We start from the raw sequence: 15,816 nt of genomic DNA, 5'->3' as shown, positions 1-15,816 counted from the left end.
AAAATTCTATAGCAGAAAAAAAGAATATTATTTTTGATTTTCTTTAAAATAATTTTGATTTATTTGTTATGAGTCATAGTTAATTTTTCTAATTATATAAAATAGTCTTTTAGTCAAATTGAAGCTTTAAATTTATATATTAATAATAATTTTAATTCAAAATTTATTATTATTTAATATATATAAAATAATAAAATATTTTTAATAATATAATATTTATAAAAATAATATTCAATGATTAAGCTTCCTCGCACAAGGGGGGACTTATGTCAACATTAAGCAACGATGAACAAAGTTATCTGATCAAAAGAACAGAAGATGTTTCGAATCTTATTTCTAAGCATGCGGGTCAGGGTAAGACGAATAAAGTTATTTGGTTAGCATTAATAGGTGTATTTATTGATGCCTATGACCTCACGACTTTGTCATTTGGTATTGAGCAAGTTATTTATGACTTTTCATTGACACCTGTAATGACGGGTGTGGTGGCATCTTCAATTGTAGTCGGTACAATTGTTGGTAATTTATTAGGTGGTTGGTTAACAGATAAAATTGGACGATACCGTGTTTTTATGGCGGATATGGTGCTTTTTGTGATTGCAGCCATTGTTGCAGGTTTGGCCCCAAATGTCTGGGTTTTAATTGCGGCCCGATTTATTATGGGCATCAGTGTCGGGGTTGATTTACCTGTAGCAATGTCGTACTTATCAGAATTTTCAAAATTTAATGGTAAGAGTAACAAAGCAGCACGATTAGCCGCGTGGTGCCCAATGTGGTATGCAGCATCTAGTGTATGTTTCGCCATTGTTTTAGTTCTCTATTTTATTCTACCGCCAGAACATGCAAATTGGTTATGGAGAATTTCACTGATCTTTGGTGCAGTACCCGCATTATTGATTATTTTTATTCGGGGTAAATATTTAACAGAATCTCCAATATGGCTCGCTAATCAAGGCGATCTTGAGGGTGCTGCTAAAATTTTACGTGAATCTTATGATATCAATGCACAAGTAGATCCAGATGCTAAGGTTGTTGAGGAAACCAAGAAAATTCAAAAACCTCAAGCAAGCTTTAAAGAGTTATTCAGTCCAGTATATTTGCATAGAACAATTGTAAGCATTGTGATCCACATTTCTGTTGCTTTTCAATATACGACCATTGCTTTCTTTTTACCTTCGATTTTAACCAGATTTTTCAATACCGATACTTTAACGACGATTACAACCACGCTTGGATTAAATTTAGCCTTTGCATTCACTGGAGGTTTGTTGGGTGTTTATATGGCGAGTCGTTTTAGTTCACGATTCGTATTGTTAACTGGCTTTGGGCTTCAGTTTCTTGCACTCATTCTCTTGGGAGTAATTGGTGAACCATCAAATCAATATCTACTCTATGGTGCAATTCTTTTACTTGGTATTTGGTTGTTCGCAGAAGGTTTTGGTCCTGGTGCTCAGATGATGGTATACCCAACCATGGCTTATCCAGCTCATATTCGTGGGGTGGGTGTAGGATTTAATCGTGCAACGACTGGTGTTGCTCAAGCGATCGCACTATTTGTGTTACCGATTTGGATGGCAAAATATAGTACAGATGTTTTCCTTATTATTTCGGTTTTCGCAATTATTCCAATTATTGTTATCGGGTTCATTATTAAATTTGAACCAACGAAAGTTGATGTGGATGCGATTCAAGAAAATGAAATTTCAAGAAGCGTTGCAGAAGAAAATAAGGTTTTATCCTAAAAATGGAAGCACTCGAAAGGGTGCTTCATTACAAAAATATTCAATATGTCCAGTTTTCAAGTTGAAGTGAACTTAATTGATTTTTAAAAAGTTGATTCTGATTAATCAATAAAATCTGAGCATGATCAAGACGCCAATCACCAAGAACAATGCGTACTTTATGATTTACTTGATGAATCGATGGGCGATGCGTATGACCATGAATTAATAAATCAACTTCTTTCAATGCATCGTGGACAGTATCTTGATTTACATCCATGACATCATAAGATTTAAATTCTTTTGATTCGTGGCTTTTTTTTCTAAATCCATTTGCAAGTTGAGTACGAAAAGAAAGTGGGGTTTTCCGCAGTATCCAAATGAGGAGTGGATTTCTGATTATTTTTTTAAAACGTTGATAGGCGACATCATCTGTACACAAGGCATCACCATGTTCGAGACGAATATTGACATCGTTGATTTGTAAATAAGAAATTTCTGGTAGCAACTGACCACCAAATTTATTTAAAAAAATTTGATTCAGCGCAAAATCACGATTGCCGACAGAAAATAAAACTTGATTTCCCTGAGCAGTAAATCTTTTTAAGCGTTCAACGATTTCATCGAGCCAAGGAGCTGTATAGTCATCACCAATCCATGCATTAAACCAATCACCTAAAATATAGAGTTGGGTTTGCTGGTCTTGATAATGATCTAATAAATCTAAAAACCCTCGAACGAGTCGAGGGTGTTCAGGTGACAGGTGTAAATCTGAAATAAACAGATAGGTCACTTAATATTCCTTATTTGCCTACATCCCCATCAACTTTAGATGGTGAAACAATCCCTTGAACATGATATTCGTTTTAAAGCAGTGCTTGAAAACTTAATAAGTTAGGGAATAGGTTTTTTATTCAGAGATAATTTTAGCAGATTCGATCACAACGTTTTCTAGTGGAACGTCAGCGTGGTAGCCACGGTTGCCAGTGCGAACGCCTTTGATTTCATTAACAACGTCCATACCTTCTACAACTTTACCAAATACTGCATAACCCCAACCTTGAGCTGTTTTACCCGTATGGTTAAGGAAAGCATTGTTTTTCACGTTAATGAAGAATTGTGCAGATGCTGAGTGAGGAGCTTGAGTACGTGCCATAGCAATCGTACCTTCGTCATTGCTTAAACCGTTGTCAGCTTCATTTTCAATAGAATCGCGAGTTGCTTTTTCTTTGAAGTTTTCATCCATGCCACCGCCTTGGATCATGAAACCGTCAATTACACGGTGGAAAATTACGCCATCATAAAAACCATCACGAACGTACTCTAAAAAGTTAGCAACAGTTTTAGGTGCTTTTTCAGAGTTAAGCTCTAGAACAATACGTCCTTTATTGGTGTTTAATTCGACTTGAGGAAAACTCATTCTATAATCTCCTGATCATGGACAAAAAGCCATGGGTTTGTGGTTGAGAGAAGCATAAGCAAACTGTAAACTACAAGGCAAGCAAAAACGTTATTTTCTTTGTTAATAATATGAAGATAGCGTTTTAATTATCCTATTTTATCTTATAGAAGTGATTTATCAACTATGAAGCCGAATGATGTTGTTTCATCCCTGCCAATTACCCCGACGACTAACAATCCATCAGTCGATGCTGCGCAGCAAGAACAACAACCGGGCTTAGACTTTGTACGTCAAGTAATTACAGAAGACCTTGCAGCAGGGCGTACAGATAAAGTCGTGACGCGCTTTCCACCAGAGCCTAATGGTTATTTACACATTGGACATGTTAAAGCGATTTGCCTGAATTTTGGTATTGCAGAAGAATTTTCTGGTTTATGTAATCTTCGTTTTGACGATACAAATCCAGATGCAGAAGAACAAGAATATGTAGATGGTATTGCGAACGATGTTAAATGGCTCGGTTTCGACTGGAATGGTGAACCACGCTACGCATCAAGTTACTTTGATCAATTGTATCAATGGGCGATTCAATTAATTAAACAAGGTGATGCATATGTCGATTTGCAATCTCCTGAAGAAATTAAGCTGAATCGTGGGAATTTTGTAGAACCAGGTAAAAATTCTCCGCAACGTGATGCAACGGTTGAAGAAAACTTAGCACGTTTTGAACAAATGCGTAATGGTGAGCTTGGAGAAGGCCAAGCAGTACTTCGTGCCAAGATTGATATGGCATCACCGAACGTACATATGCGTGATCCAATTCTTTATCGTGTTTTACATTCTGAGCATCATCAAACAGGCGATACTTGGAAAATCTATCCAATGTATGACTATGCTCATCCTTTGTCTGATGCGATTGAAGGCATTACGCACTCCCTATGTACGCTTGAATTCCAAGACCATCGCCCGTTCTATGATTGGGTTGTCGCTAAGGTAAATTCTCCAGCAGTTCCACGCCAGTACGAATCAAGCCGTTTGAATATTGATTATACCATCACCTCAAAACGTAAATTACGTAAGCTGGTCGAAGGTGGTTATGTCAATGGTTGGAATGATCCACGTATGCCTACAGTCGTGGGAATGCGTCGTCGTGGCTTTACTCCAGAAGGCTTACGTGATTTCTGTAAGCGTGTGGGCGTATCTAAAACTGATGGTATTGTCGATGTTGCAATGCTTGAATTCTGCATTCGACAATCATTAGAAAATACTGCTGCACGTGGTATGGCGGTATTGAATCCTCTTAAAGTGACATTGACCAACCTTCCAGAGGATATGGATTTAACACACGCACGCCATCCAAATGTTGATATGGGTAATCGTGTAATTCCACTGACTTCTGAATTGTATATTGATCGTAAAGATTTTGAGGAAGAGCCGCCTAAAGGGTTTAAACGCTTAATTCCTGGTGGTGAAGTCCGTTTACGTCATGCTTATGTGATTAAATGTGATGAAGTGATTAAGGATGAAAATGGCGAAGTTGTTGAACTTAAATGCTCTATCGATCCGCATACTTTAGGTAAGAATCCAGAAGGTCGTAAAGTCAAAGGTGTTATTCATTGGGTATCTGCAAATAAAGGGATTCCTGCTGAAGTTCGTATTTATGATCGTCTATTTACTGAAGCCGCACCTGATGCGGACGATGATTTCTTAGCGAATTTAAATCCAGATTCTCTAAAAATTGTTCAAGCGGTAATTGAGCCTGCTTTAGCTCAAGCGAAACCTGAAGATCGATTCCAATTCGAACGCGAAGGTTATTTTGTCGCTGATCAATTTGATCATACTGTTGAAAAACCTGTCTTTAACCGTATTTTGGATTTAAAAGATAGTTTTAAGCCTGCAAAATAAAGTTTGGTAATATCAAAAAAAGCCTGATTGATTCAGGCTTTTTTTTATTCAAATTTAGGTTAATAAATAATTTTTGTGATTAAATTCACATGATTAGATAAAGGTGAGTATTTAAGAATAATTTAATAAGTTATAAATAAAAACTAAAATAACATTATATTTCAAATATATATTTGACTATTTGGATTTTCAAGCGCATATTTAATTCAACCGAAAGGTTAATTTGAAACTTTGTTTTCCTCGAAACCCTGCTTAAGCGGGGCTTTTTTTTGCTTTAGTTTCTGATGTTGCTGTAAAGCGATATACACAGGGCCTTTCAGTTTGCGCTGATCATTTAACTTTTTCTTAATATAAAATACCAAAGCAAAACAGGTGGTTGCTAAAGTTAAAAGAAGACTATTTAAGTAGCTCATGAGTGAGCTGATATAACCAATAGTGGTGAGCCTATTCATCATTTTGATGACTTGTGGACTACTTTCGATGCCCGTGATCGCCCAAGAACATAAGTGTTCACAATTATTAATAATGAGATGATAGTTATTTTCATGCATTCGAGAGCGCATTCGTCTTACGACAGCACGACCTGAATATTTGGGGGTACTATAATGACGAATCGTAATTTTTTTGCCATGTGCAAATTTTTGCAGAGATGTAATTTCGATCGGATGTTTTTTAAAGAGATGGGCAAAACCTGAATAATGAATAACACGACCCTTACCCACATAAATACCATGATGTGAATAACCAAAATGCTTAACAATTAAGTGAGCACCAAGAGGGAATGTTTTGACGTGTTTATGCCGCATTTATAAAATATTCCAATAACTTTACAGATGTACATTTATTGAAAGAGAGTCCACAGTATAACCGAATTGGAAATAAATAATGAGGTATAAATACAATATAAGCACCCTAAAAAGGTGCCTAAATTTTTTATTCAACTCAAATGAAGTTATGAGAAGAAAGCATTTTGTGCTTCACAATTTTTAATTGCATCTTCTTTAGGAAGCTGTTTAATTTGCTCTTCAAACTCGATTTTTTGACGATCTATGGCAGTTTGAGGAATACCGCTCTCTTTCGCTAATTTTTCAATGTTGCCCCAAACTTCCTCACATGCTGAAGGTAGCTTATTACAACCACTAAGCGATATGAAAGTCGCCCCTAAAATAATGAATAGAATATTTTTCATTGAATCCCCAAATGTATTTTTAATTATCCTATGAGCTTATCTTAATTGAACATTTTTAAATTGAACAGAAAATTTATCATAAAAAAAGCACTGTCTATGCAGTGCTTTTTTTCTTTACTGAAGGGTGATTTTGTTACTCAATAAATCAGTAAGATCTTTTTTTGAATAGCCACGCGAAATAAGAACTTTTTTGATTCCGCGTATTACATCTTCATCTGATGCCTTTTGTAAAGCCTCGATCAACTGATCGTTAGTCTTACATGAACAATCATTTTCAACACAAGCAATTTGATTTTTATGCTCGTTCTGCTGCGAATCTGATGAAAACAGCTTTTGCCAAAAACTCATAGAGCCTTCATTTGCAACCAAAGATAGGTCGAAATATAGTCGATTTAAAATTTAATGCAAGTTTGTAATCGTGATTTAAGGCACATTTTAAAATAAATATTTCGATGATAAACCTAAAGTTTAACGAAATTATGACATTGAAAAATTAAATTTTTCTTTATTTATATGATTTTTAAGTGAAATTCAAAAAGCATAAAAAATGGACAGTGTAAGAACTGTCCATTTAGTAAGAAATAAATTGTTTAAATTTTCTCTAAAAGAACGCCTGACTCGACATGGTGGGTATAAGGAAATTGATCGAACAGCGCAAATTTAGTGATTTTATGAGTTTCCGATAACATCTTCAAATTGTCGTGTAAAGTATCTGGATTGCATGAAATATAAATAATACGGTTAAAGCGTTGAAGCAGCTTCAAGGTATCATCATCAATGCCTGCACGAGGTGGATCTACAAATACAGTATCGAAGTCATAACTTTGAATATCAATATTGGCTTCGTGTAAACGTCTAAACTCACGTTCTGCATTGAAGGCTAAAGTAAAATCTTCAGCTGAAAGGCGAGCAACTTGAATATTGTTTATTTGATTTTGCTCAATATTCCATTGCGCTGCATAAACTGATGATTTAGCCAGTTCCGTCGCTAGAACGCGATTAAACTTTAGCGATAATGGAAGGGTAAAATTACCATTACCGCAATAAAGCTCTAAAAGATCTTTATCACTGGTTTGAGCTGCGTTACATGCCCACTCCAGCATTTTTTGACAAACTTGCGCATTAGGTTGCGTGAAGCTACTTTCAATTTGTTTATATTTGAATTTACGGTCAAATACTTGTAATTCTTCAACTACATATTCATCCGTCAATACAATTTTTTGACCACGGCTGCGACCAATAATCTTAATATTGAGTTTTGAAGATAAATTTTTTGCTAGTTGTTCCCAGTCTTGATCAAGCGGACAACGATAAATCAATGAAACCAGCATTTCACCGTTCAACGTTGAAAGAAAATGTACTTCAAACAGACGCTTAGAGAGCACTGCATTTGATTTTAGTTCAGACAGGAGAACTGGCATTAAATTATTAATAGATTTATCCGCGATTGGAAACTCATCAACACGTACAACTTTCTTTTGAATACCATCTTCCGTGCGTTCAAACATGGCATAAAACATATCATCTTCTGTATGCCAAATACGGAACTCAGCTCGCATACGGAAATGTTTTTCAGGAGATGAAAAAACTTCTAGTTCAGGTGGTTGATATTCAGCAAATTGATTGCGGATACGTTCAATTTTTGCATCAAGTTGTTGTTGATAAATAGAAGTCATAAAATCTAAAAAAAACTAGCACAAAGCAGAGTGAATGGTAGCAAATAATAAGCCAACATTCTTCTAAATCTTTATGCTGTTGTGACTATCTTTTGGTGAGGTGCTCAACTAAGTAGTCGATGAACACTCGTACAGCTGGTAATAAACCACGGCGAGAAGGGTAAACCACATGAAAAATACCGTGTGGTGCATTCCAGTCAGGCAGAACCTTAACTAGACGCCCATCTTTAATATAATCTACAACAATACTGTCTGGGAGTAATGCTACCCCACAATTGTCACTTGCAAGTTGTGCAAGCATAAGTAAATCAGAGCCCATCACGACTGGACTCACTTTGACTTTAGTCGATTTGTTGTTTGAATCATGTAGTACGAGTTGTTGATCAGTATGTTCATCAACCATACTTAATATTCGATGATTTGAGAGTTCTTCAGGTTTTTTGATAGATCCAAACTCATTAAGATAAGCCTGGCTGGCGAAAAGATGTTGTTCAATATTTTCAAATTTTCGAATGACCAAACTTGGGTCATCATCCAAACTTGAGCGAACACGAAGCGCTAAATCAATTCCTTCATTGATGATATCGACACGTCGATTAGTAACCATCAATTGAACTTTGATTTCAGGATACTGCTTAAGGAAATTTGGCAGTATTTTGGTCATTTCATGCTGAGCAATTGATACGGGTAAACTAACACGAATTAAGCCTCTTGGTTGTTCACTTAAATGATCTACCAAATCATGAGCAGATTGGGCAGCATTCATCATTACTTGCGCATGGCGATAAATGTTCATTCCAATATCAGTGACAGCAAAATGACGTGAACTACGTTGAATAAGCCTTACACCGAGATTTTCTTCTAAATTATAAACACGTCGACTCAATTTTGATTTGGGAATGTCGGTTGCTCGTTCGGCAGCGCTAAAACCACCATGTTCGACAACAAGGGCAAAGCAATAAAAATCATCTAAATCTGAAAGCATGGATTCATTCCATATATGCGACGTTTTGTTAAAAAATACATTATTGTTCTGAATAGTCAATTGAGTTGCTGTGTTTTCTCAAAAATCTAAGGTTGTTATATGTAGTAATGAATAAACAGGGCTATTTAAAAATCTAAAAGCAATGGTTAAACTTATGTTTTATAGCGCGTAATACTTAAGGTTGACATGGCTTATACAACAATTGAACTTCAAGATCCTCAAGAAAATGTACAGTGCCCGCATTGTCAACATGCTGTTATCGACTGGAATGAAGAGCAATATATTCAACCTTGTGAGCATACATTGTTTATTGCTATGGACTTGGGATTTGAATTTATTTCAGATGAATTTGAAGCAACTATGCCTCGCACAGTAGATGAAATTCATGCAGATGATGAAAACTCGGATGTGTTTACTGAGATTACACGTTCTGATTTACCTCAGTTTAAAATTTATAAAGTTGCATTGGGTGTCGAAAACCTCAATCGTTATATTGGTTTCCAATCATAATTTTTTTAATCACACGCATATGGTGAAAAGACTTGGGGTTTCCTTGAGTCTTTTAATTTCATTGTATTTTGATACTGATTGCAAAGTTCTAAGTTTGTGTTAATTCATGATAAGTTCAATGCTTTTAATTAATAAATCACGGCTATCATAAAATGCACTTATGGCTATAAACATCTGATCTACTTTTGGATTGGTTCGTGTTTTATCGATCAACTTCACCTTAGATCCAAGTGAATTCTATCTAACCCACTTGGATTTCAGCATTAGGATGACTCAACCTGCTTTTTTTAGGGGTTGCAATTAAATATGCTAATGTCAAAGGACCGAGACGACCCGCAAACATCAGTATCATGAGCATATATAAACTTGCAGGTTGTAATTCTGAAGTAATACCTCTAGATAATCCGACTGTACAAGCCGCGGAAACAGCTTCAAATAGTAAATCTAGAAAACGTTTATTAGGCTCTAAAATTAACAGCGTAAAGAAACCAATGAAAATGAGCATAGCAGTTATGCTAATGACCGCAAGAGCTTTATAGGTGACCGTTGCGGGAATCGAGTGTTTAAAAACAGTGACTTCGTCAGCTCGTCTCAAAAACGTGATCACACTCAATACAACAATAATAAATGTACCTACTTTAATACCACCAGCAGTACTTAAAGATCCGCCTCCAATAAACATTAATAGCATAGTCACCAAGGTTGCTGGATCACTCATACTGGCCATATCAATACTATTAAATCCAGAGGATCGTGGTACTGTGGCATGAAACCAAGCATTTAATGCTTGGTCTCCAATTGACATTGGGGCGAGGGTCAATGGATTATTTGCTTCTAAACACCAAATCATAATAAAGGCAAATAGATTGAGTCCTGCGATAGTAGAAAGAATGAGTTTGCTGTTGGTTGAGAGTTTTTTCCACTTATGAGCGCGTTTGATATCCATAAGTACCACGAAACCTATTCCACCAATGATATACAACATACTGATGGTTAGAGTTACAGCATATTGACCTGAAAAGCTCATTAAGCTGTCTGGAAAAAGAGAGAAACCACCATTATTAAATGCTGAGATACTGTAAAAGGCTGCATAAAACAAAGCATCACTAAAATCGTAGTATTGAAGCCATGTAAATGTCAGGATGAATGTTCCAATCCCTTCGAAAAATAGAGAATACAATAAGACGGCTTTAACAGTGAACGAGGCCCTTGCTAAACTGGTTTGACCAATTGTTTCTTGAGCCATCACTTGTTGCTTTAAACCAAGTTTAGTGGAAAGGCTCAATGCAGCCAAAATTGCGAAGGTCATGAATCCTAAGCCACCACATTGGATGAGTAGCATAATGATGAGCTGACCAAAAGTCGTATACGCCTCGCCAATATTGACCACAGAAAGTCCCGTAATTGTCACTGCGGATGTGGCAGTAAATAAGGCTTCTAGCCAAGAGACATTTCCTTCATGAGCAAAGGGAAGTTTTAGTAGTAATGTTCCAATGATAATAAAACTGAGAAAGCCCAAAGCAAGCAAACTTGGTGGACTCAAATTAATACTTTGCGTTTTTTTATTGATCAATTGATCATAAAATTTCATCATTTCGAAATAAATCTCGATGAGAGTTTACGTAAAAGATTGACAGGACCTTCAACAATTAAAATGTCATTTTTTTGCAGTAATGTACCAGGTGCGATGTCATAAATTACATGTGTGCCACGTTGTAATAATAATGTTTGTACGCCGTCGCTGTGCTCCATGATATCTTTAAATTCTACACCTTGTAGTTTTTCACCCACTTCCACTTTGACAATATAACGGTCATCATTCAACGCCATATAGCGTCTGACCATTGGATAGCTTAATGATTGTGCAACGCGAATTCCCATGTCCTCTTCTGGATGAATAATTTGACCAATACCGAGATGCGTCAAAATCATATGATGGGCTTTCGATTTTGCTTTTACTAGGATTTTTTCTACGCCTAAATTTTTAAGGTTGAGGACACATAGAATACTGGCCTCAATATCTTCTCCAATTGCGACAACGACGGCATCGCAATTCTGTACATTCAGTTCTCGAAGTACATGTTCATCTGTGGCATCGGCGATGACAGCATGACTGATGTTATCAGAGATATTTTCAACGTATTTTTTTTCAGTATCGATTCCAATCACATCATGTTTTAATTGAGTGAGTTCTAATGCAACTGTACCACCAAAGCTGCCTAAGCCAATTACTGCAAATAGCGCCATTGAATATCCTAAAATTTTAAAGATCAGAAAGTAATGATTTGATTTTAATTTCGCTTCGAGTGAGTTTATCTTGTTGATCTGAGTTGATTCAATTCATTTATTGAGGATTATTTGTGATCACTATAAAAATAGTAAATCGTAATTGAAATCAATGTCCATGAAAGTGCTAAGTAAATATAAGTTAAATGAATATGATCGATCATAAAGTTAGCATGAACGAAACTTGTCATGAGCACAATTGCCATCATATATATCAACGTCATACGATAACGATAAATAGGTGCTAATCCCAACATGATATAGGGTAGTGCTGCATAACCTAAAAAAATAAAAACTTCGAGGGATTTGCTTAAGGTGGTAACTTCAGGATATAGATATTTCGAAATAAACAGAAGTGCGGAAAAGATGATCCACATGAGAAAAGGAATTACTACAAAACTGAACCATATTTGCATGATTTATCTTAATATCTAAAATTTTAAAGTGATCGTTTTTTCTATCTTTCGATTTTAATTGTATATCAATTATTGAATTAAAAAAGCCTGTCAAAATGACAGGCTGTATTGATTTTATTTGAGGAAACGTTGATAACCAAGATTATTGGTAATTTCTTCGTATGGATAATTGATACTTTCTAACGTTTCAACTAAACCATCAGGGTTTTGTTGTGCATCTTCAGCTTCGAGTCCAACCAATACACGACCTTCAGCCGCACCATGATTACGATAATGGAACAGGGTAATGTTATGCGTTGGACCAAGACGTTCCAAGAATGTTAATAATGCACCTGGACGTTCAGGAAATTCAACGCGGAATAAACGTTCATTTTCAATATCAGCATGACCACCGATCAGGTAGCGAATATGTAATTTGGCAACTTCATCGTCAGATAAGTCATCCACATCATACTGAAACTTTAATGTCTCGAATATTTCTTGACGTTCTTTTTCGCCGCTTTTTAAACTAATTCCAACAAATACTTGCGCTGCAGTCGCACTACTTGCACGGTAGTTGAATTCAGTAATATTTCGACCTTGAAGGGCACGACAGAAATTGAGGAATGCACCTTTTTGTTCAGGAATCGTGACAGCAAAAATAGCTTCTTTACGTTCACCTAATTCAGTTCGTTCTGCAATATAACGTAAACGGTCAAAGTTCATATTTGCACCGCATACAATTGAAACGATGTTTTTACCTTCTAAGCCGTGCTCAGCCACATATTTTTTAATCCCTGCAAGTGCCATCGCACCTGACGGCTCAACAATACTACGGCATTCATCATAGGTGTCTTTAATTGCTGCGCATATTTCATCAGTATTCACAAGAACAACTTCTGGTTCTACGATTGGACCTGAATTGTCAGATTTTTGCAGACGAATCACTTCAAAAGGTTTTTCACCGATTTGCGCCACGGCTGTACCATCGGCGAATAAACCAACTGAAGGCAGAATCACACGTTCATTTGCTTCTAAAGCAGCTTTTAAACAAGCTGACTCGTCATATTCCACAGGAATAATTTTGACATGCGGTGCTACATCACCAAGGTAAGCAGCAACACCTGCAATCAAGCCTCCACCACCAACGGCAACAAATACATAATCCACATCTCGCCATTGACGTAAAATTTCATTGGCAATTGTACCTTGACCAGCCATAACGAGTTCATCGTCATAAGGCGGAATAAAAGTCATTCCTTCATCTTGCGCACGTTGAATTGCGTATTTATTTGCGATGTCAAAAGAATCACCATGAAGTACGACCTCGCCACCTAAGCGCTTTACTGCTTGGACTTTAATGTCTGGTGTTGTCTTAGGCATCACAATAATCGCGCGAATTCCTAATTTTTTTCCTGAGAGAGCTACACCTTGAGCATGGTTACCAGCAGAAGCGGTAATGACACCTCGTTCTAGTTGAGCTTTAGGAAGTTGGCTGATTCTGTTGTAGGCACCGCGGAGTTTGAAAGAGAATACGGGTTGTAGGTCTTCACGTTTAAAACGAATATTATTATTAAGACGTTCACTAATTCGTGGTGCCGCTTCGAGTGGGGTTTCGATAGCAACGTCGTATACCGTTGCTTGTAAAATTTGTCGAACCAAACGAGACAGCATGTTAATTTTCCATCTAACAGTTTAAAATAGGCGCTTATTGTAACAAACCATAAGGCTTAGCGGTTTAAAATAACTGCAAAAGTCCAAATTAGTTGAGTGAAGTCATGAGTCTATATGCAACCCAAGATGAGAAAAAACAAGCAGCAGCACAAGCAGCTTTAAAACACTTACCGAAAGGGGGCATTTTAGGCGTAGGCACAGGCAGTACTGTTAACTTTTTGATTGATTTACTTCCTGAACTTCAATTAGAAGCTGCAGTTGCAAGTTCGGAAGCGACTGCGCAGCGTTTGAAGAAGCTGGGTATTGAAGTGGTAGATATGAACTCAGTGGGTGGTCTTGATGCATATGTAGATGGTGCAGATGAGATTGATCGTCATATGCACATGATCAAAGGTGGTGGTGCGGCATTGACACGTGAAAAAATCGTGGCATCGATTGCAAAAAAATTCGTCTGTATCGTAGATGATTCTAAATGGGTAGATCAGTTGGGGCGTGATTTTCCACTTCCTGTTGAGGTGATTCCAATGGCACGTTCTGCTGTTGCACGTAAAATTGTCTCTTTAGGTGGCGACCCAGCGTACCGTGAAGGTGTAGTGACCGACAATGGTAACGTGATTTTAGACGTGCATAACTTAAATATCTTAAATGCACTTGAGCTTGAAAAAACATTGAATGATATCCCTGGTGTGGTATGCAACGGTATCTTTGCTTTGAATAAAGCAGACATTGCGATTGTTGCGACCAACAATGGTATTGAAGAGCGTACAGCAGTTTAATTTTAACTCCTTGACGAGCTGGTCTCCCCAAACTCCCTCTTTTAAATAGAAGGGCTTTTCTTCCCCCTTTCTTAAAGGGGGGGATGGGGATTTAATAATTAAAGAATAACAATGACTTTATCCGACCTTCCTGATATTGAAATCACCAAAAGTATTCGATCGAAAAGACTACGTCTACGTATAGATGGAACGTCAATTTGTGTGACTGCGCCATGGTTTTGTACCCATAAACAAATACAACAGTTTGTTCAAGATTCAGAAGCTTGGATTGTTCAAACTTGGCAGGCACAACAAAGTAAAATTCAACAGATTGATCGCGTTTTACCTTTATCTTTACAGTTATTTAATTTAGAAAATCCTATTCAAATTCAATATATTCAGCAGAAATTCAACTATAAGTTTGATTCAGTGATGAATGAGCTGTGTGTGAGTGATCGTCAGCCTGAACAATATTTAAAAGCCTTTGTTATTGATTATGCTAAACAGCATCTGCCTGTATATCTGGCTCAAGTATCTGATCAGTGTGGTTTAGCTTATCATGGCTGTAAGATTCGTCAGCCAAAAACGCGGTGGGGAAGTTGTACAGCACGTCATGACATTATGTTGAATAGTGCTTTGGTGCTTTTTCCTCAGGAAATAACACGCTATGTTTGTGTGCATGAATTAGCACATACAAAGCATTTTGATCATAGTGCTCAGTTTTGGGCGGAAGTGGCGAAGTATGATCCAGATTTTAACCTTAACCGAAAAAAATTAAAAATAACGCCGTTGCCATATTGGTGGATGCATAATTAATTATTATGCTGGGATTGCTTTGTCGATATTAAAAAATCAATTGTTTAGCGCTAGTCAATTAGTCTGATCTGGCGACTGGTATTCTAAATTTTGGCTATCATGATTGCTCTGTTTGGTTAGTTTGTCTCTAATATGCTCATAAGACGAATTGGTGTGTGTTTTTTTGATTCTAATTTTGTCTGTACCTGCTTTAATGCTTTATAGCATCCTCATGTATATTCTACTGAACCCGAGTAATCCTATTCACTTTCATTGGACGAACTATTTATCGCTTTTTGGCGGGGCTATAGCGTGGTTGATATTATTGATCATGGCAATTTTATAGATAAATCAAAAAAAAGATTTCTAAATTGCTTTCCGTGAGTGGAGGGTTATGTTCGGTATGGGGAGTAACTCCTTTTGTTGTGAAACAGGATCCGATCGTATTTCTTGCTCTCCCAGGGTTTATATTTGCACTGTATTTATGCTATTTGAGTTGGCAGGTAAATCAATGAAGTCACAT

16 protein-coding genes are annotated in these 15,816 nt (G+C 36.7%); 5 read left to right on the top strand and 11 right to left on the bottom strand.

The features are described 5' to 3' along the window. Window positions 1-266: 266 nt before the first annotated feature. Window positions 267-1,742 (top strand): MFS transporter, encoded by a 1,476-nt coding sequence (locus AC1M9P_RS10135; RefSeq protein ID WP_481587515.1) that lies wholly within the window; start codon window positions 267-269, stop codon window positions 1,740-1,742. A 40-nt stretch (window positions 1,743-1,782) separates the two neighbouring features. On the opposite strand, the gene AC1M9P_RS10130 is transcribed toward AC1M9P_RS10135, so the two are convergent. Together AC1M9P_RS10130 and AC1M9P_RS10125 are read right to left on the bottom strand one after the other, a co-directional pair. Beyond that, window positions 1,783-2,514: a UDP-2,3-diacylglucosamine diphosphatase gene (locus AC1M9P_RS10130; RefSeq protein ID WP_481587514.1), complete on the bottom strand. Its 732-nt coding sequence runs from the start codon at window positions 2,512-2,514 to the stop codon at window positions 1,783-1,785. Window positions 2,515-2,631: 117 nt separating this feature from the next. Further along, on the bottom strand, window positions 2,632-3,141 hold the full coding sequence (locus AC1M9P_RS10125) for a peptidylprolyl isomerase (RefSeq protein WP_035263711.1): 510 nt from the start codon (window positions 3,139-3,141) through the stop codon (window positions 2,632-2,634). Window positions 3,142-3,306: 165 nt separating this feature from the next. On the opposite strand from AC1M9P_RS10125, the gene AC1M9P_RS10120 reads away from it, so the two are divergent. Next, window positions 3,307-5,028 carry a glutamine--tRNA ligase/YqeY domain fusion protein gene (locus AC1M9P_RS10120; protein WP_481587513.1) on the top strand — a complete coding sequence of 574 codons (1,722 nt, stop codon included), beginning with the start codon at window positions 3,307-3,309 and terminating at the stop codon, window positions 5,026-5,028. Between the two features lie 218 nt (window positions 5,029-5,246). Here AC1M9P_RS10120 and AC1M9P_RS10115 read toward each other — a convergent pair whose 3' ends face one another. The 5 genes from AC1M9P_RS10115 to AC1M9P_RS10095 form a co-directional block, all read right to left on the bottom strand. After that, window positions 5,247-5,834: a lecithin retinol acyltransferase family protein gene (locus AC1M9P_RS10115; protein WP_051586486.1), complete on the bottom strand. Its 588-nt coding sequence runs from the start codon at window positions 5,832-5,834 to the stop codon at window positions 5,247-5,249. Between the two features lie 146 nt (window positions 5,835-5,980). Then, window positions 5,981-6,217 (bottom strand): hypothetical protein, encoded by a 237-nt coding sequence (locus AC1M9P_RS10110; RefSeq protein ID WP_092766368.1) that lies wholly within the window; start codon window positions 6,215-6,217, stop codon window positions 5,981-5,983. Window positions 6,218-6,331: 114 nt separating this feature from the next. Further along, window positions 6,332-6,565 (bottom strand): hypothetical protein, encoded by a 234-nt coding sequence (locus tag AC1M9P_RS10105; RefSeq protein WP_035263705.1) that lies wholly within the window; start codon window positions 6,563-6,565, stop codon window positions 6,332-6,334. 242 nt (window positions 6,566-6,807) lie between these two features. Beyond that, window positions 6,808-7,893: a tRNA (uridine(54)-C5)-methyltransferase TrmA gene (gene trmA / locus AC1M9P_RS10100; RefSeq protein ID WP_481587512.1), complete on the bottom strand. Its 1,086-nt coding sequence runs from the start codon at window positions 7,891-7,893 to the stop codon at window positions 6,808-6,810. Between the two features lie 85 nt (window positions 7,894-7,978). After that, the gene (locus AC1M9P_RS10095) at window positions 7,979-8,878 is read right to left on the bottom strand and encodes a LysR substrate-binding domain-containing protein (protein ID WP_180027793.1); all 900 of its coding nucleotides are present in this window, start codon (window positions 8,876-8,878) and stop codon (window positions 7,979-7,981) included. Between the two features lie 186 nt (window positions 8,879-9,064). On the opposite strand from AC1M9P_RS10095, the gene AC1M9P_RS10090 reads away from it, so the two are divergent. Continuing rightward, on the top strand, window positions 9,065-9,388 hold the full coding sequence (locus AC1M9P_RS10090) for a hypothetical protein (protein WP_481587511.1): 324 nt from the start codon (window positions 9,065-9,067) through the stop codon (window positions 9,386-9,388). 241 nt (window positions 9,389-9,629) lie between these two features. Here AC1M9P_RS10090 and AC1M9P_RS10085 read toward each other — a convergent pair whose 3' ends face one another. From AC1M9P_RS10085 to ilvA, 4 genes are all read right to left on the bottom strand, one after another. Further along, complete coding sequence (locus AC1M9P_RS10085; RefSeq protein WP_481587537.1) at window positions 9,630-10,979, bottom strand: TrkH family potassium uptake protein; 1,350 nt, start codon at window positions 10,977-10,979, stop codon at window positions 9,630-9,632. Further along, entirely contained in the window at window positions 10,979-11,635 is a 657-nt protein-coding gene (locus tag AC1M9P_RS10080; protein ID WP_035263698.1) for a potassium channel family protein, read from the bottom strand. Before AC1M9P_RS10080 ends, AC1M9P_RS10085 begins: the two co-directional genes overlap by 1 nt. Window positions 11,636-11,742: 107 nt before the next feature. After that, window positions 11,743-12,090: a hypothetical protein gene (locus tag AC1M9P_RS10075; protein ID WP_481587510.1), complete on the bottom strand. Its 348-nt coding sequence runs from the start codon at window positions 12,088-12,090 to the stop codon at window positions 11,743-11,745. Between the two features lie 114 nt (window positions 12,091-12,204). Beyond that, a complete protein-coding gene (gene ilvA / locus AC1M9P_RS10070) occupies window positions 12,205-13,743 on the bottom strand; it encodes a threonine ammonia-lyase, biosynthetic (RefSeq protein ID WP_481587509.1) in 1,539 nt (512 codons plus the stop codon). A gap of 104 nt (window positions 13,744-13,847) precedes the next feature. Between ilvA and rpiA the strand changes: the two genes are divergently transcribed. Next, the gene (gene rpiA, locus AC1M9P_RS10065) at window positions 13,848-14,519 is read left to right on the top strand and encodes a ribose-5-phosphate isomerase RpiA (RefSeq protein WP_035263693.1); all 672 of its coding nucleotides are present in this window, start codon (window positions 13,848-13,850) and stop codon (window positions 14,517-14,519) included. A 111-nt stretch (window positions 14,520-14,630) separates the two neighbouring features. Continuing rightward, window positions 14,631-15,314 carry a M48 family metallopeptidase gene (locus tag AC1M9P_RS10060; RefSeq protein ID WP_481587508.1) on the top strand — a complete coding sequence of 228 codons (684 nt, stop codon included), beginning with the start codon at window positions 14,631-14,633 and terminating at the stop codon, window positions 15,312-15,314. The last annotated feature ends 502 nt before the right edge of the window (window positions 15,315-15,816 follow it).

The sequence above is a fragment of the Acinetobacter sp. 25-47-122 genome, from assembly GCF_056779695.1.
The sequence above is the reverse complement of the archived record's forward strand: the minus strand, read 5'-3'. Positions and strand labels throughout refer to the sequence as shown.

Coding starts and splice junctions, on each gene's coding strand:
- AC1M9P_RS10135 (WP_481587515.1), top strand. CDS start 267: ATGTCAACATTAAGCAACGATGAACAAAGTTATCTGATCAAAAGAACA.
- AC1M9P_RS10125 (WP_035263711.1), bottom strand. CDS start 3,141: ATGAGTTTTCCTCAAGTCGAATTAAACACCAATAAAGGACGTATTGTT.
- AC1M9P_RS10120 (WP_481587513.1), top strand. CDS start 3,307: ATGAAGCCGAATGATGTTGTTTCATCCCTGCCAATTACCCCGACGACT.
- AC1M9P_RS10115 (WP_051586486.1), bottom strand. CDS start 5,834: ATGCGGCATAAACACGTCAAAACATTCCCTCTTGGTGCTCACTTAATT.
- AC1M9P_RS10110 (WP_092766368.1), bottom strand. CDS start 6,217: ATGAAAAATATTCTATTCATTATTTTAGGGGCGACTTTCATATCGCTT.
- AC1M9P_RS10105 (WP_035263705.1), bottom strand. CDS start 6,565: ATGAGTTTTTGGCAAAAGCTGTTTTCATCAGATTCGCAGCAGAACGAG.
- trmA (WP_481587512.1), bottom strand. CDS start 7,893: ATGACTTCTATTTATCAACAACAACTTGATGCAAAAATTGAACGTATC.
- AC1M9P_RS10095 (WP_180027793.1), bottom strand. CDS start 8,878: ATGCTTTCAGATTTAGATGATTTTTATTGCTTTGCCCTTGTTGTCGAA.
- AC1M9P_RS10090 (WP_481587511.1), top strand. CDS start 9,065: ATGGCTTATACAACAATTGAACTTCAAGATCCTCAAGAAAATGTACAG.
- AC1M9P_RS10085 (WP_481587537.1), bottom strand. CDS start 10,979: ATGAAATTTTATGATCAATTGATCAATAAAAAAACGCAAAGTATTAAT.
- AC1M9P_RS10080 (WP_035263698.1), bottom strand. CDS start 11,635: ATGGCGCTATTTGCAGTAATTGGCTTAGGCAGCTTTGGTGGTACAGTT.
- AC1M9P_RS10075 (WP_481587510.1), bottom strand. CDS start 12,090: ATGCAAATATGGTTCAGTTTTGTAGTAATTCCTTTTCTCATGTGGATC.
- ilvA (WP_481587509.1), bottom strand. CDS start 13,743: ATGCTGTCTCGTTTGGTTCGACAAATTTTACAAGCAACGGTATACGAC.
- rpiA (WP_035263693.1), top strand. CDS start 13,848: ATGAGTCTATATGCAACCCAAGATGAGAAAAAACAAGCAGCAGCACAA.
- AC1M9P_RS10060 (WP_481587508.1), top strand. CDS start 14,631: ATGACTTTATCCGACCTTCCTGATATTGAAATCACCAAAAGTATTCGA.